20 protein-coding genes and 1 pseudogene are annotated in these 19,841 nt (G+C 60.1%); 17 read left to right on the top strand and 4 right to left on the bottom strand.

What is annotated here, in order from left to right; translation table 11 throughout:
* Positions 1 to 120: 120 nt before the first annotated feature.
* From istA to M529_RS33280, 6 genes are all read left to right on the top strand, one after another.
* Complete coding sequence (istA, locus tag M529_RS33295; RefSeq protein WP_031294232.1) at positions 121 to 1,614, top strand: IS21 family transposase; 1,494 nt, start codon at positions 121 to 123, stop codon at positions 1,612 to 1,614.
* Positions 1,611 to 2,378 (top strand): IS21-like element ISSsp5 family helper ATPase IstB, encoded by a 768-nt coding sequence (gene istB, locus M529_RS33290; protein WP_007686288.1) that lies wholly within the window; start codon positions 1,611 to 1,613, stop codon positions 2,376 to 2,378. The genes istA and istB overlap by 4 nt, the downstream gene beginning before the upstream one ends.
* A gap of 72 nt (positions 2,379 to 2,450) precedes the next feature.
* Positions 2,451 to 2,576 carry a hypothetical protein gene (locus tag M529_RS50555; protein WP_269078864.1) on the top strand — a complete coding sequence of 42 codons (126 nt, stop codon included), beginning with the start codon at positions 2,451 to 2,453 and terminating at the stop codon, positions 2,574 to 2,576.
* A 28-nt stretch (positions 2,577 to 2,604) separates the two neighbouring features.
* The gene (locus M529_RS33285) at positions 2,605 to 3,048 is read left to right on the top strand and encodes a nuclear transport factor 2 family protein (RefSeq protein ID WP_021317589.1); all 444 of its coding nucleotides are present in this window, start codon (positions 2,605 to 2,607) and stop codon (positions 3,046 to 3,048) included.
* Between the two features lie 53 nt (positions 3,049 to 3,101).
* A complete protein-coding gene (locus M529_RS48305) occupies positions 3,102 to 3,236 on the top strand; it encodes an SDR family NAD(P)-dependent oxidoreductase (RefSeq protein ID WP_152522565.1) in 135 nt (44 codons plus the stop codon).
* 39 nt (positions 3,237 to 3,275) lie between these two features.
* Positions 3,276 to 4,040, top strand: a complete 765-nt coding sequence (locus tag M529_RS33280; protein WP_001389365.1) for an IS6-like element IS6100 family transposase — start codon at positions 3,276 to 3,278, stop codon at positions 4,038 to 4,040.
* 18 nt (positions 4,041 to 4,058) lie between these two features.
* On the opposite strand, the gene M529_RS48295 is transcribed toward M529_RS33280, so the two are convergent.
* The gene (locus tag M529_RS48295; RefSeq protein ID WP_161626333.1) at positions 4,059 to 5,111 is read right to left on the bottom strand and encodes a M23 family metallopeptidase; all 1,053 of its coding nucleotides are present in this window, start codon (positions 5,109 to 5,111) and stop codon (positions 4,059 to 4,061) included.
* Positions 5,112 to 5,551: 440 nt separating this feature from the next.
* Here M529_RS48295 and tssB point away from each other — a divergent pair, with 440 nt between their 5' ends.
* The 7 genes and pseudogenes from tssB to M529_RS50115 form a co-directional block, all read left to right on the top strand.
* Entirely contained in the window at positions 5,552 to 6,106 is a 555-nt protein-coding gene (gene tssB / locus M529_RS33270) for a type VI secretion system contractile sheath small subunit (RefSeq protein WP_021317587.1), read from the top strand.
* Positions 6,107 to 6,121: 15 nt separating this feature from the next.
* Positions 6,122 to 7,609: a type VI secretion system contractile sheath large subunit gene (gene tssC / locus M529_RS33265; RefSeq protein ID WP_021317586.1), complete on the top strand. Its 1,488-nt coding sequence runs from the start codon at positions 6,122 to 6,124 to the stop codon at positions 7,607 to 7,609.
* Positions 7,610 to 7,647: 38 nt separating this feature from the next.
* Positions 7,648 to 8,130, top strand: coding sequence for an Hcp family type VI secretion system effector (locus tag M529_RS33260; protein ID WP_021317585.1), 483 nt, complete (start codon positions 7,648 to 7,650; stop codon positions 8,128 to 8,130).
* Between the two features lie 79 nt (positions 8,131 to 8,209).
* Entirely contained in the window at positions 8,210 to 9,142 is a 933-nt protein-coding gene (locus tag M529_RS33255; protein ID WP_152522564.1) for a hypothetical protein, read from the top strand.
* 466 nt (positions 9,143 to 9,608) lie between these two features.
* The gene (locus tag M529_RS33250; RefSeq protein ID WP_051184038.1) at positions 9,609 to 10,367 is read left to right on the top strand and encodes a response regulator; all 759 of its coding nucleotides are present in this window, start codon (positions 9,609 to 9,611) and stop codon (positions 10,365 to 10,367) included.
* 38 nt (positions 10,368 to 10,405) lie between these two features.
* A complete protein-coding gene (locus M529_RS0124495; protein ID WP_201766337.1) occupies positions 10,406 to 11,356 on the top strand; it encodes a cytochrome-c peroxidase in 951 nt (316 codons plus the stop codon).
* Positions 11,353 to 13,365 (top strand): annotated as a pseudogene (locus M529_RS50115) (DAHL domain-containing protein); the annotation flags it as partial. The gene M529_RS0124495 and the pseudogene M529_RS50115, both read left to right, overlap by 4 nt.
* Positions 13,366 to 13,779: 414 nt before the next feature.
* Here M529_RS50115 and M529_RS50725 read toward each other — a convergent pair.
* The 3 genes from M529_RS50725 to M529_RS50105 all read right to left on the bottom strand — a co-directional run bounded on the left by M529_RS50725 (position 13,780) and on the right by M529_RS50105 (position 16,377).
* Entirely contained in the window at positions 13,780 to 14,259 is a 480-nt protein-coding gene (locus M529_RS50725) for a GMC oxidoreductase (protein WP_408021271.1), read from the bottom strand.
* A gap of 441 nt (positions 14,260 to 14,700) precedes the next feature.
* Positions 14,701 to 15,909 carry an MFS transporter gene (locus M529_RS33240; RefSeq protein ID WP_021317580.1) on the bottom strand — a complete coding sequence of 403 codons (1,209 nt, stop codon included), beginning with the start codon at positions 15,907 to 15,909 and terminating at the stop codon, positions 14,701 to 14,703.
* Between the two features lie 234 nt (positions 15,910 to 16,143).
* Positions 16,144 to 16,377: a DoxX family protein gene (locus M529_RS50105; RefSeq protein WP_269078865.1), complete on the bottom strand. Its 234-nt coding sequence runs from the start codon at positions 16,375 to 16,377 to the stop codon at positions 16,144 to 16,146.
* 498 nt (positions 16,378 to 16,875) lie between these two features.
* On the opposite strand from M529_RS50105, the gene tnpA reads away from it, so the two are divergent.
* From tnpA to M529_RS33215, 4 genes are read left to right on the top strand one after another with little or no spacing between them, the layout of a single operon-like run.
* On the top strand, positions 16,876 to 17,265 hold the full coding sequence (tnpA, locus tag M529_RS33230) for an IS66-like element accessory protein TnpA (protein WP_021317578.1): 390 nt from the start codon (positions 16,876 to 16,878) through the stop codon (positions 17,263 to 17,265).
* Positions 17,262 to 17,624 carry an IS66 family insertion sequence element accessory protein TnpB gene (gene tnpB, locus M529_RS33225; protein ID WP_021317577.1) on the top strand — a complete coding sequence of 121 codons (363 nt, stop codon included), beginning with the start codon at positions 17,262 to 17,264 and terminating at the stop codon, positions 17,622 to 17,624. Before tnpA ends, tnpB begins: the two co-directional genes overlap by 4 nt.
* Positions 17,625 to 17,681: 57 nt before the next feature.
* Positions 17,682 to 19,214 carry an IS66 family transposase gene (gene tnpC, locus M529_RS33220; protein ID WP_021317576.1) on the top strand — a complete coding sequence of 511 codons (1,533 nt, stop codon included), beginning with the start codon at positions 17,682 to 17,684 and terminating at the stop codon, positions 19,212 to 19,214.
* Positions 19,211 to 19,810 (top strand): plasmid pRiA4b ORF-3 family protein, encoded by a 600-nt coding sequence (locus M529_RS33215; protein WP_021317575.1) that lies wholly within the window; start codon positions 19,211 to 19,213, stop codon positions 19,808 to 19,810. Before tnpC ends, M529_RS33215 begins: the two co-directional genes overlap by 4 nt.
* Positions 19,811 to 19,841 lie beyond the last annotated feature (31 nt).

Below are 19,841 nucleotides of genomic sequence, written 5' to 3'. Positions count from 1 at the left end.
TGAGAACGGCGGAGCAATATTCGACCACGGTAGCGGCGGGATAGTCCTGCTGCGGGCGGCGTAAAAGTCGTCCACCTTGAAGCCTTTCTGCCGAGTCAGGGAGGTGTGGGGATCTACAGCGTGGAACTTTATCTTCAGGTCCGTCTGGCTTGCGCGGATGGCATGAGCCAACGGGCGGCGGCGAAGCGTTTCAATGTGTCGCGCGATACGGTACGCAAGATGCTGTCGTTTTCATCGCCGCCGGGTTACCGGCGCCAGTCCGTACCGCAGCGCCCGAAGCTGGACGGGTTTGTGGCGATCATTGATGGATGGCTTGAGGGTGACCGCAGTGTCCCGCGCAAGCAACGCCATACGGCGAAGCGGGTATTCGACCGTTTGCGCACCGAGCATGGTTTCACCGGCGGCTATACGATCATCAAGGATTACATCCGGGAGCGCGAACAGCGCAGCCGGGAGATGTTCGTGCCGCTGGCGCACCCTGCGGGAGATGCGCAGGCCGATTTCGGGGAAGCGCTGGTGGAGATCGGCGGGGTGGAGCAGAAGGCCTACTTCTTCGCGCTCGATCTGCCGCACAGTGATGCCTGCTATGTGCGGGCCTATCCGGCGGCGGTGGCGGAGGCCTGGGTGGACGGACACGTGCATGCCTTCGCGTTTTTCGGCGCGGTACCGCGCTCGATCGTCTATGACAACGATCGCTGCCTTGTGGCGAAGATCCTGCCCGACGGCACGCGGCAGCGTGCAACATTGTTCAGCGCTTTCCTGTCACATTACGTGATCCGCGACCGCTATGCTCGCCCGGGCAAGGGGAACGAGAAGGGCAATGTGGAGGGGCTGGTAGGCTATTGCCGGCGCAACTTCATGGTGCCGATCCCGAAGTTCCCGACCTGGGAGGCGTTCAACCTGTGGCTGGAGGAGCAATGCCGCGAGCGCCAGCAGGACAAGGTGCGCGGGCAGAGCGAGACGATCGGTGAGCGGCTGCAGCGCGATCTTGCCGCCATGCAGCCTCTGCCCGCTACACCCTTCGAGGCCTGCGATCAGAAAGGCGGGCGGGTCTCCTCGCAATCCCTGGTGCGCTACAGGACCAACGATTATTCGGTTCCGGTGGCCTGGGGCCATCAGGAGGTCTGGATCAGGGCCTATGTCGATGAGGTGGTGATCGGCTGCCGCAGCGAAGTCATCGCCCGTCATCCTCGTTGCTATGCCCGCGAGGAGGTTGCCTTCGACCCGCTCCATTATCTCCCGCTGATCGAGCAGAAGATCAACGCATTCGACCAGGCTGCGCCTTTGCAGGGCTGGGACCTGCCCGAAGCGTTCACGACACTGCAGCGGTTGATGGAAGGGCGCATGCACAAACATGGCAAGCGCGAATATGTGCAGGTACTGCGCCTGCTGGAAACGTTCACCCTCGCCGATCTCCAGGCGGCGGTCGAACAGGCCATCGATCTTGGCGCCATCGGCTTCGATGCCGTCAAGCACCTCGTCCTGTGCCGGATCGAACGCGTACCGCCCAGGCTGGACCTGGACGTCTATCCCTTCCTGCCACGCACCACGGTCGAGAAGACCTTTGCCAGAGCCTATCTGAGCCTGCTCTCCGACCGGCAGGAGGCCGCATGAGCGATCAGGCCCCGGAGATCCTTCTCGCTCACCATCTCAAGGCGCTCAAGCTGCCTACGTGCCTGCGTGAGCATCACAAGCTCGCGCGGCAATGTGCCGCTGAAGGCGTCGATCATATCCGCTTCCTCGCCCGCCTCGTCGAGATGGAAATGATCGACAGGGAGCGTCGCATGGTCGAGCGGCGCATCAAGGCCGCGCGCTTCCCCGCCGTCAAAAGCCTCGACAGCTTCGACTTCGCCGCCATCCCCAGGCTCAACAAGATGCAGGTGCTCGAGATGGCGCGCTGCGAGTGGATCGAGCGGCGTGAGAACGCCATCGCTCTGGGGCCATCAGGCACCGGAAAGACGCACGTAGCGTTGGGGCTCGGACTGGCAGCATGCCAGAAAGGACTGTCGGTGGGCTTCACCACCGCGGCAGCGCTGGTCAGCGAAATGATGGAGGCCCGCGACGAGCGCCGTCTTCTGCGCTTCCAGAAGCAGATGGCCGGATACAAGCTGCTCATCATCGACGAACTGGGCTTTGTGCCGCTCTCCAAGACCGGCGCCGAACTGTTGTTCGAGCTGATCTCCCAGCGTTACGAACGCGGCTCCACCTTCATCACCAGCAACCTGCCCTTCGACGAATGGACCGAAACCTTCGGATCTGAGCGTCTCACAGGCGCGCTCCTCGATCGCCTGACCCATCACGTCAGCATCCTCGAGATGAACGGCGAAAGCTATCGCCTCGCGCACAGCCGGGCCCGCAAGGCCAAAACCAGACCCTGAAAATTACACCAATGCCGGGGGGAGTGGCCCTCGGGCTACGCCCTCACGCCACTACCCCCGGCATGTAACACGATGGCCTGGTTTTACGCCGCCGAATGGCCGACTTTTGCTCCGCCGTTGACACTTGCCTCGGACGAATCTAAATACGTGACCGGCGCCGAACTGGTCATCGACGGCGGCTGGTCCGTCAGCGCTTGAACTCGATCACAATCACAGAGGAGTAATCATGTCGAATCTAGAAGAGGTGATCAGCAGGTTTGCACTGGCCGATCTTGTGTCGGATTATTGCCTTGGCGTGGACAAGCATGAACTGGAGCGATTCCAGGCGATCTGGTGGGAAGATGCAGTCTGGGATATCGAGTTTGTCCAGAAATTCAGCGGTATCGACGAGATCAGCGGCGCAGTTGAAAATCTGATCTGGCCGATGTGGCAGAGCACCAACCATTATTGCACCAATCACCGTCTTGAACTCAACGGCGATACCGCAAAGGGCATTTGCGACGTCTACTGCATCGGCAATCTTGCCGATGGTCAGGCCGCACATGTCGTCGCGAGCTATCATGACGATTATGAACGCCGCAATGGCACATGGAAGATCAGCCGCCGGTTCGTCAACCAGCGCGTTTTCAGCCCGCTCACCGGATTGAAGCTTTCACCTCCGGGCCAATGATTGCCGGCTGGTAAAACGCATCAACTCTCAAGCGTGATATTTGGAGGAGAGACATGGCAAACCGATTGACCGGCAAGATTGTCCTTGTAACCGGAGCGGCGAGCGGACTTGGAGAAGCACAGGCCCGGGTCTTTGCACGCGAAGGCGCGAAGGTGATGCTGGCCGAGGCTCTGTTGCAAAAATCGTGAAGCTTGAGCATGCTTGGCGGAGATTGGACGGACGGAACGATGACGGATTTCAAGTGGCGCCATTTCCAGGGTGATGTGATCCTGTGGGCGGTGCGCTGGTATTGTCGCTATCCGATCAGCTATCGCGACCTTGAGGAAATGCTGGCGGAACGCGGCATTTCGGTCGACCATACGACGATCTATCGCTGGGTCCAGTGCTACGCCCCGGAGATGGAGAAGCGGCTGCGCTGGTTCTGGCGGCGTGGCTTTGATCCGAGCTGGCGCCTGGATGAAACCTACGTCAAGGTGCGGGGCAAGTGGACCTACCTGTACCGGGCAGTCGACAAGCGGGGCGACACGATCGATTTCTACCTGTCGCCGACCCGCAGCGCCAAGGCAGCGAAGCGGTTCCTGGGCAAGGCCCTGCGAGGCCTGAAGCACTGGGAAAAGCCTGCCACGCTCAATACCGACAAAGCGCCGAGCTATGGTGCAGCGATCACCGAATTGAAGCGCGAAGGAAAGCTGGACCGGGAGACGGCCCACCGGCAGGTGAAGTATCTCAATAACGTGATCGAGGCCGATCACGGAAAGCTCAAGATACTGATCAAGCCGGTGCGCGGTTTCAAATCGATCCCCACGGCCTATGCCACGATCAAGGGATTCGAAGTCATGCGAGCCCTGCGCAAAGGACAGGCTCGCCCCTGGTGCCTGCAGCCCGGCATCAGGGGCGAGGTGCGCCTTGTGGAGAGAGCTTTTGGCATTGGGCCCTCGGCGCTGACGGAGGCCATGGGCATGCTCAACCACCATTTCGCAGCAGCCGCCTGATCGGCGCAGAGCGACAGCCTACCTCTGACTGCCGCCAATCTTTGCAACAGAGCCCAGCCGATCAATCCGATCGCGTTCATTGCGGAATGAGTGGCGTTCGCCGACCGGCAAGCTGCTGAACTCTGTTTGGGTCAGCCGCATCGGATCGGTCGCTACGTCCCGAATGTAGACTTCATAATGGAGATGGGGACCGGAGGAGAGGCCGCTATTGCCCGAAAGAGCGACCAGCTGTCCCTGCTGAACCGTCGCGCCGGGGGTGACCCCGGCCGAGAATCGAGACAAGTGGGCATAGGCGGTTTCGCTACCGTCGGCATGGCGGATGCGGAGATAATTTCCATATCCCCGCACGCTGCCTGCGATCTGCACCACGCCGTTGCCCGACGCATAGACCTGCGTCCCAATTGGCACGGCGAAATCGACACCCCGATGCAGGCGGGTATAGTGGAGGACCGGATGGAAGCGCGGACCGAAGGACGAACTGACCCGCGCGCCATCTACTGGCGTGCGGAGCAGCGATCGTGCCGCGCCGAGGCCATTACCGTCGAACCAGCTGGCCTTGCTGCCCGGCGCTGGCGAGTAGCGGTAAAGGGCGATCGTGCGCTGGCGAGTCGTCAACGACGCGTAGAGCAATTGGCTTTCCTGCGTGCCTTCATCGGTTGAGTAGACGGCCTGGAATATGTCGCCCGGCGCAATTTCCCGCTGGAAGTCGATGTCATGAGCAAAGGCAGCGGCAAATTCGGGGATTAGGCTGTCCGTCATGCCTGCTGCGACGGCGGACGAATAGAAGCTGATGCGGTCTACCTCGCCCCTGATCACCTTGTAATGCAGGGCCGATTGAGTGGCCGACTGGTGAACTTTTGCGCTTTGTGCATCCCATGACAGCGCGACCGGCCTGCCGCCTGGCTGCTGCACCATCAGGGACGTAACAGCGCCTGCCCCATCACGACGAAGGATCACGCGCATCGTTGCGTCAGCACGGAAGGCTGGAGCGCGTCTCAATTGTCCCACGATGACGGCTCGAAGGCGTGGTGCCATGTGCGAAGCGGCCATGACCTGATCCAATTCGCTCAAGCCCTGAACGACCGTTCGCACTTTGCCACCCGTTCGGAGGCTTGCCGACGGCCGAGCTTCGGCTAGACCGCCTGCCGGGTGCGGCGCAGGCGAAGGGCGATTTTCCGCTTTTCGATGAAGAAGGACGCCCGCCCCCATCGCAGTGCCCAGCAGCAGTATGGCGACCAGCTTGGCGCGCCGCCGATGGAGCCGGGGCGGCTCTGGCGACGCGGGCACAATCCAGCTTCGTGGGTCGAACGACGGCTCTGCATCGGTCGGGGGAGAGGGGAGGGGCATGAGGGCCGCCTGCCCGATGCGCGACCGGCCTTCCACCCCACAATCGGCCTGCATGACAACCGTAATGCAGTGATGCTGCGAAGGAAACGCGCCTGCAACCGGGCTGCCCGAAAACGTCCCTGCTTGAACAGAGCATATTATCCCCAGCGTGATCGGAAAGCGTTATGGCTGCAAAGAAAAGCGGGCAGCGGTTCATCAAGGAGAATCGCGCCCCCCGCGTGCATATCGAATATGATGTCGAAACCTACGGCTCGCGCCAGAAGGTCGAAATCCCCTTCGTGATGGGCGTGATGTCGGACCTGTCCGGCAAGTCCGAAATCGAGAAAAAGACCCTCGGCGACCGCGACTTTGTCGAATTCGACATGGACAATTTCGACGAGCGCATGGAGCGTATTGCGCCGCGTGCGACCTTCAACGTCGAAAATTCCCTGACCGGCGATGGCCGGCTGGGCGTGGACATGACCTTCCGCACGCTCGACGATTTCACGCCCGGCCAGATTGCACGCAAGGTTCCCGCGCTCGCCAAGCTGCTGGAAGCGAGGGAGCAGCTCAACGACCTCATGGTTTATATGGATGGACGCGAAGGCGCGCAGGATCTGCTCGGCCGTATCCTGAAAGACCCGGAATTGATGAAGAGCTTGGCCGCGGCACGTCCCGCCGACGATGGCGCGTTGACCGATGACGCCGATCCGGCGGTCACGCCACAGCCTGAAGCCTGATCGGAGACAAGCAAGATGGAAAAACTGCTACAGCAGCAGTCCGAAACGGACGCCCTGCATCTGGACAATGATGATTTCGCACAGCTTTTGCAGCGCGAATTCAAGCCCAGCAGCGACGCCAAGCAGGCGCGCATCGAGGAAGCGGTCAAGACGCTGGCCCAGCGCGCGCTGGAGGACAGCTCGATCATCGGCGAGGATGTGTTCGCCGCCGTCGACGCACTCAAGGCTGCGATCGACCGCAAGCTGGCTGAACAGGTCAACCTGATCCTGCATCATCCCGAATTCCAGCAGCTCGAATCCGCCTGGCGGGGGCTATGGTATCTGGTCGGCAACACGTCGACCGGCAAGGATCTGAAGATCCGTGTGCTCAACATCTCCAAGGATGAGACGCGCAAGATGCTGCGCCAGTATCGCGATGCGGCCTGGGATCAAAGCCCGCTCTTCAAGAAACTCTATGAAGCGGAATTCGGCCAGTTGGGCGGCCAGCCCTTCGGCGCGATCACCTGCGACTATTATTTCGACCATAGCGGCCCGGACATCGAGATCATGAAGGGGTTGTCGAAAATCGGCGCCGCGGCGCACGCGCCCTTCCTTGCCGCCGCCGCGCCGCAGCTGATCGGCATGGACAGCTGGAGCGAGCTTTCCAATCCGCGTGACCTGGCCAAACAGTTCGACGCCACCGACTATATGGCGTGGCGGTCCTTCCGCGATTCCAACGACAGCCGCTACATGGCGCTGACCCTGCCGCGCTTCCTGGGCCGCAGGCTCTATGGCGCGAACACCGAGCCGGTCGAGGATTTCGCGTTCGAGGAAGATGCGCAGGGCAGTCACGACAATTATCTGTGGCTCAACGCATCCTATGCGCTGGCGGTGCGGATCACCGAAGCGTTCAAGACCTATGGCTGGTGCACCCGCATTCGCGGCGTGGAATCGGGCGGCACGGTCGAAGACCTGCCGACCGCGACCTTCCCGACGGACGAAGGCGGCGTAGACGTCAAATGCCCGACCGAAATCGCGATTTCGGACCGGCGGGAGGCTGAACTGTCCAAGGCGGGTCTGATGGCCTTGGTCCACCGCAAGAATACAGACCACGCCACCTTCATCGGTGCGCAGACGCTGCATTCGCCCAAGGCCTATGAAGATCAGGATGCGACCGCGAGCGCAAACCTGTCCGCAAGGCTACCCTATATCTTCGCTAGCTGTCGCTTTGCCCATTATCTCAAGTGCATCGTGCGCGACTGGGTGGGCAGCACGCGGGAAGCGCCGGTGCTGCAACGCGACCTGCAAAGCTGGATCATGCAATATGTCGACCTGCAGCCGGACTTTTCGACCGAGCAGGACAAGGCTCGCAAGCCGCTCAAGGGCGCGTCGGTCGAGGTGATCCCCGATCCCGAAAATCCTGGCTATTATCGCGGCCTGTTCCGCATGATCCCGCACTATCAGCTCGAAGGCATGGACGTGTCGCTGAGCATGGTGTCGCGCCTGCCCAAGGGCAATGGCTGAGCTCCCTTCTCCCTTTTAAGAATAAGTGAGGTAAATCAATGTTGGTCGATATTTTCCTGAAACTTCAGGGCATCAATGGCGAATCCGAAGACAGCAAACACAAGAAGGAAATCGACGTGCAGGGCTGGAGCTGGGGCATGGCCAATATGGGCACGGCCCATATGGGCGGCGGCGCCGGCACGGGCAAGGCAAGCTTCAACGACATTGTCGTCACCAAATATGTCGACCTCGCCAGCACCTCGCTGATGAAGGCCTGCGCTAGCGGCAAGCATATTCCCGAAGCCGTGCTGACGGTTCGTAAGGCTGGTGAGAATCCGCTGGAATATGTGATCATCACCATGAAGAAGGTGTTCATCGCGAATATCCAGGTCGGCGGCAACTCCGGTTCGGAACAGACGGCGGAAAATATCACGCTAAACTTTGCGGAAGTGGATTTCGCCTACAAGGGTCAGGGTGGCGCGGGCACCGCCGAAGGCGGCGATTCCTTCAAATGGAATATCCCCGCCAACGCAGCGTCTTAATCCCGACCTCACATGATGGGCGGCCTCGCATGGCCACCCATCATCTGTTGCGCATCGGTAATTTCCCAGCGAGTGCTTCATGCCCAGAAACGAAATGTTCGCCCAGTTCAAAAATGACCGGCTCGGCCAGTATGTCAGCCCGCGTCGGATGGCGCATTCTGCATCCGATTTTTTCCGCTCGACGAAGCCAGCGCTCAACTACGCGCATGCAAAAGCGGACGCACTGAGCAACAATGTGCCTCATCCGCATCGTCAGGGTATGGCAGCGGCGATGAAAGGCTTCGGCTCCGATCAAATGATGGGGGCCGGCGGGCATATAGCGAATGTCACCGGGTTGGGGCTGGGCACCGGCGGCATGGTCGTCGGGGCAATGACGATTGCTGGAGCTGCGGGCGCGACGACCTTGTCGGCCCTGACCGTAGCCGGTCCGCAGGTCGCCGTGACGGCCGGCGTGTTGGGCCTGGTCTTGGCAGCCAAGGCGCTATATTCCAATCGCGAGGCCGCTCATGCCGAACTCACGGGCTATTGCTGGAGCCTGATTGATGATGAAGCGCCCAAGCCGCTCACTGCCGCGGGCCTGAAGACGGCAAGCGAAGCTGCGCTGACCCTGATTCAGGATGGTCAGGACCAGATGATCTTGACGGCCGAAAAGCTTAGATCGGCGGCGCATAAGCTGGATATTTTCAACGACAGTCTTGAAGCCTCGATCGCGGAGCTCGGTCGCATGGATCCAAACAAAGTGGCCGTTCAGCAACGGATTCTGAAGGAAAAAGTGAATGCAGGATTGGCTCCTGACGGAGCCATTCGGGAATTCGCGCGTCGAGTTGTGCATACTGGAAACTACATCCAGGCACCTCATATCTATAATATGAGCATGCGGGAAAATTTAATGCCGGGGATGTTCGCAAATGAGTCAAATATAGACTATTTTGCAAATACAAATATCGGTCGCGAAATGAGAAAGATTTTTGTCGATCTTGAGTCGTTTTATACGTCGATTCTGAATATGTAGAGATGCCCTTGCCGGGACGTCGGATCGCCTTCTGCAATGACGTCCAGCAGCCCGTACCTGGTCTCTCCGCACCGGCTGATCAGACAGGTTACAATTGTCATCAAAGGATGACCGTCTGACAATTTTCCGTAGCGTCGCATCCACAGGAAAGCTGCGTCGAAAGCAGATCTGGCGGAGCAGGAATGGTCGGTGCTTATCCCATAAGGCGACAGCATGGTCGCAATATCCAAGGGCGTTGCGACGCCGCGCTGGCAATGGGTCGCCGTAGGGGGCCGGGCTTGGATTTCCCCCGGCTTGACGCACCTTATTTCCTTCTGCTCGCTGGCCGGCGTCCGGCCCGCTATGTGCCGGGATCTGTAGGGCATGGCAATTTGCCACGCCGGGACGGTACTTGGCCAGTCACGGCGTCTGACCGGGGCGAAGCCTGCTTGCTTCGCAGCATTCCGATCCAAGATGTGAAGATCGCATGACCTTGAACATATCCACGCCTGTAGAAGCTAGCGGCCAGCTGGGTCGTGTCTTGGTCATTGATGACGACGCTGCCATGCGGCAGACCATCTGCACCTATCTGGAAAGGCATCAATGTCCGACCGTTGGCTTGTCCGACCCGGCGTCGGTCATCCAGCAGATCGAAAGTGGCGCGTTTAGCGTGGTGCTGCTCGACCTGCAACTCGGGCAGAAGGATGGGCTGGACGTCCTGCGCCAGATCCGCGAGCGATCCGACATTCCGGTCATCATCATAACCGGGGAGCGTCAGGACGATATCGATCGCGTTGTCGGCCTTGAACTGGGCGCGGACGATTATCTGACCAAGCCGTTCCATCTCCGCGAATTACTCGCCCGCGCCCGAGCCACGTTACGTCGACAAGAGATGGGGCGACTTGCCAGCGGCAATCCGCGTCAGCGCGGTGGTTATCGTTTCAACGGCTGGGAAGTGCGCTGCAAGACGCGATCGCTGCTCGATCCTGCAGGAAATCCTGTGACGCTCACCAAAGGTGAATATGCCCTGCTCGTGGCCTTCCTCGAAGCACCCAGGCGAACTCTGTCGCGCGAACAGCTGCTGCGCGGCACGCGAACCCATGAGGACATCTACGACCGGACGATTGACGTTCAGGTGCTACGGCTTCGCCGCAAACTGGAGAACGACCCAACCCAGCCCCAAGTTATTCGGACCGAGCGTGGCGTCGGGTATATATTCGACAGCAACGTGGAACGGCTGTTCTAACTATGGATGTCCGTCCGCCGGTCCAAGATGGGCCGTTCTTGCCGAAGCTAGCTAGGCTGCTGATCTCTGCCGCCCTGCTGCTTGGTGCTGTAATCGCTCTTGTTCTATTCACCACGCGGCGGGAACCCGCCAACCCACTTGCGAGCGCACCGCTTGCGCCTTGGACAAGCGAACCGATTCAACCTCTCATTGAAGTACCGTCGCTTGACGCGGCAAAAGTAGCGCTGGGAAGGAAACTGTTCGAAGATCGCCGTCTATCCGGCCGCAATAATCTTCCTTGTGCAGCCTGTCATGACGTCGGCAGCAATGGGAGTCTATCGGGAAATCGCACCACCCGTTTTGATACGCCCACAGTATTTAACAGCGTGCTCAGCTCTCGCCTCGGCTGGCAAGGAATGGAATGGACGCTGGAACAGCAGGCGTTGGCCACCATCAAGTCGCCCATGGTCTCGCAAGGCGTGCCTCTGCAGACAATGATTGACCGCCTCGCTCAGGATAGCCGCCTGCGACGGGAATTTGCGGCGATCTACGATCGATCGATCGATATTGATGGGGTAGTGGACGCCATTGCCTACTATGAGCGGTCGTTGGTCACGCCGGGCAGCCGTTTTGACCTCTGGCTCGCCGGGAACAACTCGGCCATGAACGAGCAGGCATTGCGCGGTTATAAACGTTTCAAGCAGCTAGGCTGCGTTTCATGCCATCAGGGGCAGAATGTCGGCGGCAATCTGTTGCAAAAACATGGCATATTCCGCCCGCTTGCGACGCCTGAGCCCCGGATATTGCGCGTGCCCAGCCTGCGTAATGTCGCGACAACCGCGCCCTATTTCCATGACGGAAGCGCCCGGACACTTGATCAGGCGGTCAAAAAAATGGCTGCGTCCCAGCTGAACGTGGACCTCAAGCCGCAGGAGGTCGTGGACCTCGTTGCCTTCCTGAATACGTTGACCGGCAACTATGCCGGCCAGAAAGTGCGCGCGCCGGAATGAAATTTCTCGACCGCTTGGCCGTCATGGCGCTGATCGCCTTGTTGACCTGGCTGCTGTTCATGGGCTTCAGCCATGCTGATCAGCGTGTGCGACATTCCCTGGCGGGCTTGGAAGCTTTCATGACCAGCCAAGGTGCGCTGCACCGCGATATATTGAGTGCGCGCGCTGGACTGCTCAACAATTATGATCCGCTTGATGTCGATATGGCAGGAATGTCGGCGGCTGTGGATGACGCCCTCGTTTCCGCATCATCCAAGCCTGAGCGGGAGCAAGGTCGCAACCTCCTGCTCATCCTCCGTCGGCAAAAGGCACTCGCCAACCAATTCAAATCGACCAACGCCCTTGTCCAGAACTCGCTCGCTTATTTCGCAACGTATAGCGGGCAGGTGTCAGCTAACACTTTACACCCGCAGATCCAGGGTGAGGTGGACCGGTTATCGAGCGCGATGCTGAACCTCAATCTCAACGGCTCCAGGTTGGCGCAGGGCGATGTCAACACTGGCATCGCCCTGCTGGAACAATCCTGCGCGCGCATACGATGCGAGGCCGAAGTCCACAGCCTGATCGCCCATGCCCGGTTGTTGAAGGACCAACTGCCGATCATATCAATGACGATCGAGCAACTGGTGCGGTCGGACAGCGAAGTTCCGGTTGCCGCGCTGCGGGACCTGTTTCTCGAAAGACAGATGGAAAGGGAGGACTTCGCTGCCCGTTTCCGCATTCTCCTATATCTCGCTTCCCTCCTGCTTTTGTATCTGCTCGTGCGTTGGGGCTTGGCTGTTCGTACGCAGGCCGCAGTGCTTCAACGTCAGGTAGCGCTGGAACATGGAGTGGCTCATCTGTCCACACGTCTGATCGGCACCGCACCGGATGAGTTTGCTCTGTGTGTTCGGGACGCGCTCGGGCAACTAGCAGCGGTTCTAGGCGCTGGCTGCATCCTGTTCGTTGGGCGAACCGATCAAGTCTTTGGTTGGCCGGTCACAAGGGACCTGGAAAAGAATCAGATCGAAGCCCTGAAAACCTACAGCATGCCACGGATGGGCGCCGAAGATTCCGTGACGCGGATTTCACGTCATAGCGCCGCCCCGGACAGCATAAGAAAGCTGTTTGAACTGCTGGCGGTGGAAAGCATCTTTTGCCTTGCATCGCCCAAAGCCGAAGGCGGCAGCAATCTACTATTCCTAGGATTTCCAAGGGCGAATGCAGGCTGGCCGGCGCGGCAATTGGCTGTATTGCGCACCGCTCTGGATGCGATCTCCCTGTCGTTGGATCATGCGTCGCTGGAAAATGAGCGGCGAAAATTGGAGGCGCAGCTAGAACATGCCCGGCGCATGGAAACCGTAGGTGCTTTCGCTAGCGGCATTGCTCATAATTTCAATAACCTGCTCGGTGCAGTCAGCGGGCAGCTGGAAATGGCCGAAGACATGTGCAATCTGTCACCGGCGCTGCGTGACCATCTCGATCAGATGCGCATTTCTACCGATCGTGGGCACCAGCTCGTGCAGACGCTGATGTCTTATGGCAGGCGGCACGACAGACATCGGGAAATAACGCATCTCGGTGACCTGGTCCTCGAAAGCCGGAACCTCGCCAGAGCCGCATTGGGCTCCTCCTATCGCATCGATTTAGACGCCGGGGCCGGTGACGCCGTTGTCATGATTGACGGCGTTCAGCTGCAGCAGGTGATTCTCAACCTGTGTCACAATGCCGCGCAGGCGATGGCGGGCGGCGGGGTCGTTCGCATAAGGACAGGAATTAAGCATGTAGATGAAGGACAGGACGGGTCAGGCAAGCGAATCAATTCGGGTGATTATGCTTTTGTCAGCATTTCCGACGAAGGCGTCGGCATCGATGCCGAACTGCGCGGCAAGATTTTCGAACCTTTCTTCACGACCCGGCCATCTGGTACCGGACTTGGGCTTTCTACCGCGCGTGACGTCGTTCGAGAACATGACGGAAGCCTTTCGCTGGAAAGCGAAGTCGGACGGGGAACGTGCGTCACCATCGCGCTCCCCATTCCCTCGGCGGACATGATCTTGCCAGACGTGCCAGAAAGCGTGCGGCAGGGGGCTGGCGAAGCTATCCTCTACGTATCCACCAGCCCAGAGAAGTGTATAGCCGGCGAAGATTTGCTGGCAGCTTTGGGCTATGAGCCCACGGGGGTTGCCAGCTTGGAGCAAGCTATTGCCCTACTGAAGGCTGACCCCAGCCGGTTCGATGCCGTCATCGTCAGCGGATACGCGTTGAACGTTGATGTGAATGCGTTTTTTGACGCGATGCGCGCGTTGGCGCCGCGGACGCTGCGCATCCTTGCTGTCGATCGCCCTCAGATGGAAAATCCCAATATTCTCGCTGCGGCACATATCTCCGCTGTACTACAATTTCCCCTGAATGCGCGAGAACTAGCCAATATACTGGAGAGCTCATTGGGTTGCGATGATTGCCTCCGCCGCGCGTTCACCGATGATGGAACAGGGGGCTTGCGAGTTGCCGATAGTCACGCGAGGCATAATGGATCCATCGGCGATCCGAAGCTGATCGTTCCCGTAAGCCCGCAGTGAGCCATCCACGACCGACATGGCGTCACGACCGTCGCCTGCCTCTTCGGCGAAGAAATCCCAATCGTTGCGATGGCCTCTCGCCCAGACCATGACGTTGACGCTCGAACCGCCACCGAGCGCCTTGCCCATTGACATAGCCAGCGCACGGTCATTGAGATGCGGATTCGGCTTCGCGACGAAACCCCAGTCCCGTTCGCTTCCCAGATTGAGCGGCCACTGACCCGGATCTAGAACCTGCTCAGCGTCATCGCTGGCGCCAGCTCCGATCAGTAGCACCTTCATACCGGGATTTTCGGCCAGACGCCTTGCAACGACCGAACCGGAAGATCCCGCGCCGCAAATGATGAAGTCATAGGCGGCTGGAGCTCGACATTCAGCCGGCTCTGATTCTCGTGCGCGCGCCGTTCGAAGTCCCGATCTTCATGATCCCTGTCGTGTGTTATCTTTTGCTCCTTCCAGGGCCTGCTAAGACTCAGGGTCGCGAACCGCGCACGACACCCCCCGGGACGCCGCGTGTGCGTCCGGCGAGCTGGAGCGGCCCACAAGAGACCTCTTCCCGCCGCGACATCGAGATGCAGGGGACCTTGGTGTCGCTGCCGAGAGGCGGGGCAGGTGCAGCAGCACCCGTCAAGGCCAAATATCAGGTCTATCAAATCCACCAATACTAGCATTTGTCAAAAATGCTTCAGCTCGTCGCTTAGACGGCGCTATGAATCCCAATCGGTGGGTGGAACAGGGTATCGACGCTCAAAAGAACCGATCATCGACGCGAACAGGTCTACATCAAGCGACTCGTCGACTAATGGCATCCGCCGGTTTCCGGAGGGTCAGCATTGTTGTAGTCAAGGCCGCAACCGCAACCAGGGGAAGCAGAGACGTCAGCAGGGATGAGACCTCAGTGCCGACGCTCATCATTACGCCCGCAAGGAGCGGCCCCACGATGCCGCCGAGCCGACCTACTGCGACCGATGCGCCAGTGCCTGTCCCGCGCAGCTCGCTTGGATAGCAGTCGGCAGACAGTCCGTAGAGCACGAACTGTATGCCGGTCACGAAGAACCCGGTGAAAGAGGCGGCAATAATGATTGCAGCGTCCTGGACAATCGCCAGAGCCAGCAGACTGATCCCCAGGCCAGCATGCGCAGCGAGAAGCACTACAGTTCTCGCCCGTCGTGCGATGATGTAGCCGAAGGCAAGCGCTCCAACCGCACCCGCGACGCTGAATCCGAATACAGCCCAAAGGACGTTGCCTTTGTCACCGCCACGCGCCAGCATCAGCGTGGGCAGCCAGTTGAGCATCAGGTAAAGTACCAGCAGGGTACAGAAGGAACTGATCCACAGTGCGACGGTCAAACCAGTGCGCCGTTCACCGAACAGCGCATGCGCGAAACCGCCGGTTTCATTGTCGACCTGCTGGCGAGCGTAGAGAGGCTCGGCACGCAGCCAACGCAAGGCCAGCATCGCAAGCAGGAGCGGCAGCACCCCTCCAACCACAAAAATTACTCGCCATTCCCCCCGTTCGAGCCATTGGGTCAGCAGGGCCGCCATCGATCCCCCCAGCGGCATCCCGGCAGCGATCATCGCAACCCGTCCGGCACGAACCTGCGGCACGCTCACTGCCGCGACCAGAGCGATCAGGTTTGGGAGCGCGCCGCCGAGGCCAACACCTGTGAAAAACCGCATCACGGTGAGATCGGCGAACCCGCCGGTAAAGGCGGATGCGATAGAAAAGATGCCGAAGGTCGCAAGGGCGCTGGCCAAGCCGCTTCTGCGCCCCAGGCGATCGGACAGACGACCGCCCACCATCGCGCCTATGAACAACCCCAGTGTATTGCTGCTGAAAACCCACCCCAGCTGAAGCCGGTCCAATTTGAAATCGGCAGCCATACCCGGACCCGCCAAGCCGGCAGACTGGAGATCATAACCTTCCAACAGGGCTGCAAAAAAGCATACGGCCAGCACCAGGCGCTGCTCGCGCCAACTATATTGAAGCATATCTATCCCATATGTGCGGTTGCCCGCGTATATCCTCCCGACGCATTCCGCTTCGTTTCCGCGCTACCTAGCCTAGGGCTGCCACGGGGACCGAGGTTGTAGCTCTTGCCCCGGCACGCTGTCTGAGGTTGAGCGCGCGGAGAGTATTGCAATCGCCAGCAAGCCGCCGATCATTCCGATATGCTCAGTCGAAGTATGGAGGGCGATCGTCGCGAACGGTTCTTGTGTCTTAGCTCAGGAGCGGTGGACTAGCAGAATGGTTAGGGCGGTAAAGATTCCAAGCGAGCCCGCACCGATCCATGAGCGGCCACCTGTAATGATAAGGGCCGAACCGATGAGCTGCGTTGCGATCGTGAGGATGTTGAAGATGATCGGCGGCTCCAAGCCAGTGTGGGCCATTTCAGCGACACCTTCATTGAATGCGAACATTTTGACAAACCCGCTTGTCCAAAATGGCAGCGTGAGCAGAATACGCTGCTAGTTCTAACGATGGTTGATGCAAGAACCTCGCCATAGTCTTTTCCATAATATTCCTTCGCAGGTCGCTGGGGTGGTTAATTTTCCTCAGGTGCGGGCGCTTCTCGGAACGACTTCCCATAAGTTCACTCCGCCGCGATCGGTTGGCTTGAACCGAAGCAAGCAGTCCCATCCCAACTTGAGTAGGATAATTAGCAAGGCCAAAGATGGCGAAATGCTCTGTAAGCTTCGTCAGAAGAGGCGCATGTAAATCGGGTTTAGAAAAACTTTCGAAGTGCTTTGGTAGCTGCATGGAGCATGACCTACTCGCTAGCGGATACGTCAAGGCTACAGAATTCGAGCCGATAACTACTGATGCAACAAAGTAAGCGTGGTGAGCAGGCCGCCTTGCGCGAGATCGGTAGGATAGGCTGATTGCGGCTCTTTTGGGGAGCGGCGGTTTTGGACGATAGCGAGGCTGATGGGGCGAGTAGTCATACGAGCGGTCATATGACCACTCGGATTGAGGTCGTTGGCCGGATATCGGGCCGGCGGCGCTGGACGGTGGAGCAGAAGCTGGCGATTCTGCGCGATGCGTTCGGTTCGGGCGGATCGGTCCTGGATGCTTGCGAACGGCACGAGGTTGGCAGCGGCCAGATTTACACATGGCGGCGGCAGGCGATGTCGGGCGAGTTGACCGGAGTGCAACTGCCGGCACTGACATCTTTCGCCGAAGTTGAAGTGGCCGGGCCGCCGATGCCGGCCACAGCGCCACCTGAACCGACGCTCACATGTGGCCAGATCGGGATCGAGCTTCCGTCGGGCGTACGTCTGACCGTGGATGGATCTGTCAACACCGATGCGCTGGTACGCGTGCTCGCGGTCCTGACTGCCCGATGATCCCGCTCCCCGGCTTTGCGGGCACAGGCTCCACCCGGATATTCCTGGCCTGTGGCGCGACCGATATGCGCAAAGGGTTCGACGGGCTGGCGGTGATGACGCAGCAGGTGCTTGAGCAGAGCCCGCATTCGGGCGCCCTGTTTGCCTTCCGGGGCAAGCGCGGCGATCTGGTGAAGCTGCTCTGGTATGACGGTCAGGGCCTGTGTTTGTTTTCCAAACGGATGGACCGAGGCAAGTTCGTCTGGCCGACTACCAAGACGGGCAAGGTGATCCTCAGTGCGGCGCAGCTATCGATGCTGCTAGAGGGCATTGACTGGCGCCGGCCGGAACGCACAGCAGCACCATGTTTGGCCGGCTAATGGCGGATTACCGTTGTTTTTGTGGCGCAAAGAGGCACTTTATGCTAGCGGTTCGCCGTGTCGGACGCTGCTTCTTCCCTCCTCGACAAGGACGCCCGGATCGCCGAGCTGGAAGCGGCCTTGGCGGCACGCGACAGCCTCATTGCGGCCCTTCGCGTTCAGCTTGCCCAGCTTCGCCGCATGACCTTTGGTCAGTCCTCCGAGAAGCTGTCCCTGCAGATCGAACAGCTGGAACTGGCGCTGGAAGAACTGGAGGGCGAAGCCCAACTTGCCGGCACGCGTTCGTCCTTTGCGGATCGCAATGAACGCCCGGCACCGATCCGGTCGTTGCCGGCGCATCTGCCGCGCGAGGAGCGTCGTATTGAACCGGCGGCCGGCACCTGCACCTGTCCCGATTGCGGCGGCGCGCTGCGCCCGCTGGGCGAGGACAGCGACGAGATGCTCGACGTGCTACCCGTGCAATGGCGCGTCATGCGAACCGTGCGTCCCAAGTATAGCTGCCGCTCCTGTGAGAAGATCATTCAGGCGCCGGCGCCGCCCAAGGCGATTGCGCGCGGCAAAGCCAGCTTCGCAACGCTGGCCCATGTGGTGGTGAACAAGTTCGATCATCATCTGCCCTTGTATCGGCAGGCCGAGATGATGGCGGCACAGGGCATCGATATCGATCGCTCGACCTTGGCCGGTTGGGCCGGACAGGCCGCCGCGCTGCTCGATCCCATCGTCAGCCGTATCCGCGAGGAAGGTCTCAAGGCCGGCAAGATCCACGCCGATGATACACCCGTGCCGATGCTCGATCCCGGCAGGGGAAGGACTGCCACGGCCAGGCTGTGGGCCTATGTCGTCGATGATCGGGCTTCAGGCGTCGCCGGCCCGGCGCTTGTTTGGTACAAGTTCACGCCCGATCGCAGCGGCATCCATCCGCAGACCGAGCTCAAATCCTTCTCCGGCCTCCTTCAGGCCGACGGCTATGCCGGCTACGACAAGCTCTACGAGGACGGCCGGGTGAGAGAGGTCGCCTGCTGGGCGCACTTCCGGCGCAAGATCTTCGAGAACCACGCCACTAGCCCAACGCCGCTCACGACCGACCTTTTGGAGCGGATTACGCAGCTATATCGGCATGAGGCCGATATTCGAGGGCAACCGCCCGATGTTCGGCGTCAGCACCGGCAACGGCATTGCAAGCCGCTGGTCGATGACTTGCGCACCGCCATCGACGACGCCTTGCGTCGCCTGTCGCCAAAGTCGGCGATGGCCAAGGCACTCGCCTATGGCCGCAAGCGCTGGACGGCGCTGACCCGCTTCCTTGATGATGGCTACGCCGAGATCGACAACAACATCGCCGAACGGGCGATCCGGTCCATCGCGATCGGCCGCAAGAACTGGCTGTTCACCGGCTCGAAGGCCGGTGGCGAACGCGCCGCCGCCATCTATTCCATCATCGAGACGTGCAAACTCAATGGCGTCGAGCCGCAGGCCTATATCGCCGACGTCGTCGAGAAGATCGCCAGCAACTGGCCAGCCTCGCGCTGGGACGAGCTCATGCCCTGGAACTGGACAGCCGGCGGCACGCCCGTCAGCATGGCGGCATGACCGACCAGATCGCCCGGATTCGCATCACACTCGACGACATCAAGCCCGCCATCTGGCGGCGGGTCGAACTGCCCATCTCCAACAGCCTCAAGACCCTGCATCTGGCGATCCAGGCCGTTATGCTGTTCGAGAACTACCACCTGTTTCGCTTCGATATCGGCGAGGCCAGCTACGGCATCCGGTTCGACGATGACTATATGGACCCGCCGACCCGCGACGCCGGCAACCAGCGGCTCACCAAGCTCATCGAGCGCGGCGTCACCGCCTTCTCCTACACATATGATTTTGGCGACGACTGGCGGCACAGCATCGTCATCGAGGAGGTTCTCTCCGCCGATCCGGCCTTGCATTACCCCCGGTTCGTCGACGGCGCGCGCCGCGCACCACCCGAGGATGTCGGCGGTCTCCCGGGCTTCGAGGAATTTCTTGAAGCCATGGCCAAGCCGCGCCATCCGGAACGCAAGTCAGTGCTGCAATGGTATGGGCGTCCCTTTGATCCCGACGACATCAGCCCCGACGAAATCCACACTCGCATGGCCACGCTCGCCAAACGCAGGGCCTCCGGCAAAGCCGCTCACACCATCAACGAGGCCTGATCATCACTGCGGCCCTCAGACCACGCTTACG

Source organism: Sphingobium ummariense RL-3, from assembly GCF_000447205.1.
GTDB lineage: Bacteria > Pseudomonadota > Alphaproteobacteria > Sphingomonadales > Sphingomonadaceae > Sphingobium > Sphingobium ummariense.
The sequence above is the reverse complement of the archived record's forward strand: the minus strand, read 5'-3'. Positions and strand labels throughout refer to the sequence as shown.

Bases quoted from the DNA above. Each gene is read 5' to 3' on its own strand.
- istB (WP_007686288.1), top strand. From the start codon at position 1,611: ATGAGCGATCAGGCCCCGGAGATCCTTCTCGCTCACCATCTCAAGGCG.
- M529_RS50555 (WP_269078864.1), top strand. From the start codon at position 2,451: ATGGCCTGGTTTTACGCCGCCGAATGGCCGACTTTTGCTCCGCCGTTG.
- M529_RS33285 (WP_021317589.1), top strand. From the start codon at position 2,605: ATGTCGAATCTAGAAGAGGTGATCAGCAGGTTTGCACTGGCCGATCTT.
- M529_RS48305 (WP_152522565.1), top strand. From the start codon at position 3,102: ATGGCAAACCGATTGACCGGCAAGATTGTCCTTGTAACCGGAGCGGCG.
- M529_RS33280 (WP_001389365.1), top strand. From the start codon at position 3,276: ATGACGGATTTCAAGTGGCGCCATTTCCAGGGTGATGTGATCCTGTGG.
- tssB (WP_021317587.1), top strand. From the start codon at position 5,552: ATGGCTGCAAAGAAAAGCGGGCAGCGGTTCATCAAGGAGAATCGCGCC.
- tssC (WP_021317586.1), top strand. From the start codon at position 6,122: ATGGAAAAACTGCTACAGCAGCAGTCCGAAACGGACGCCCTGCATCTG.
- M529_RS33260 (WP_021317585.1), top strand. From the start codon at position 7,648: ATGTTGGTCGATATTTTCCTGAAACTTCAGGGCATCAATGGCGAATCC.
- M529_RS33255 (WP_152522564.1), top strand. From the start codon at position 8,210: ATGCCCAGAAACGAAATGTTCGCCCAGTTCAAAAATGACCGGCTCGGC.
- M529_RS33250 (WP_051184038.1), top strand. From the start codon at position 9,609: ATGACCTTGAACATATCCACGCCTGTAGAAGCTAGCGGCCAGCTGGGT.
- M529_RS33240 (WP_021317580.1), bottom strand. From the start codon at position 15,909: ATGCTTCAATATAGTTGGCGCGAGCAGCGCCTGGTGCTGGCCGTATGC.
- tnpA (WP_021317578.1), top strand. From the start codon at position 16,876: ATGACCACTCGGATTGAGGTCGTTGGCCGGATATCGGGCCGGCGGCGC.
- tnpB (WP_021317577.1), top strand. From the start codon at position 17,262: ATGATCCCGCTCCCCGGCTTTGCGGGCACAGGCTCCACCCGGATATTC.
- M529_RS33215 (WP_021317575.1), top strand. From the start codon at position 19,211: ATGACCGACCAGATCGCCCGGATTCGCATCACACTCGACGACATCAAG.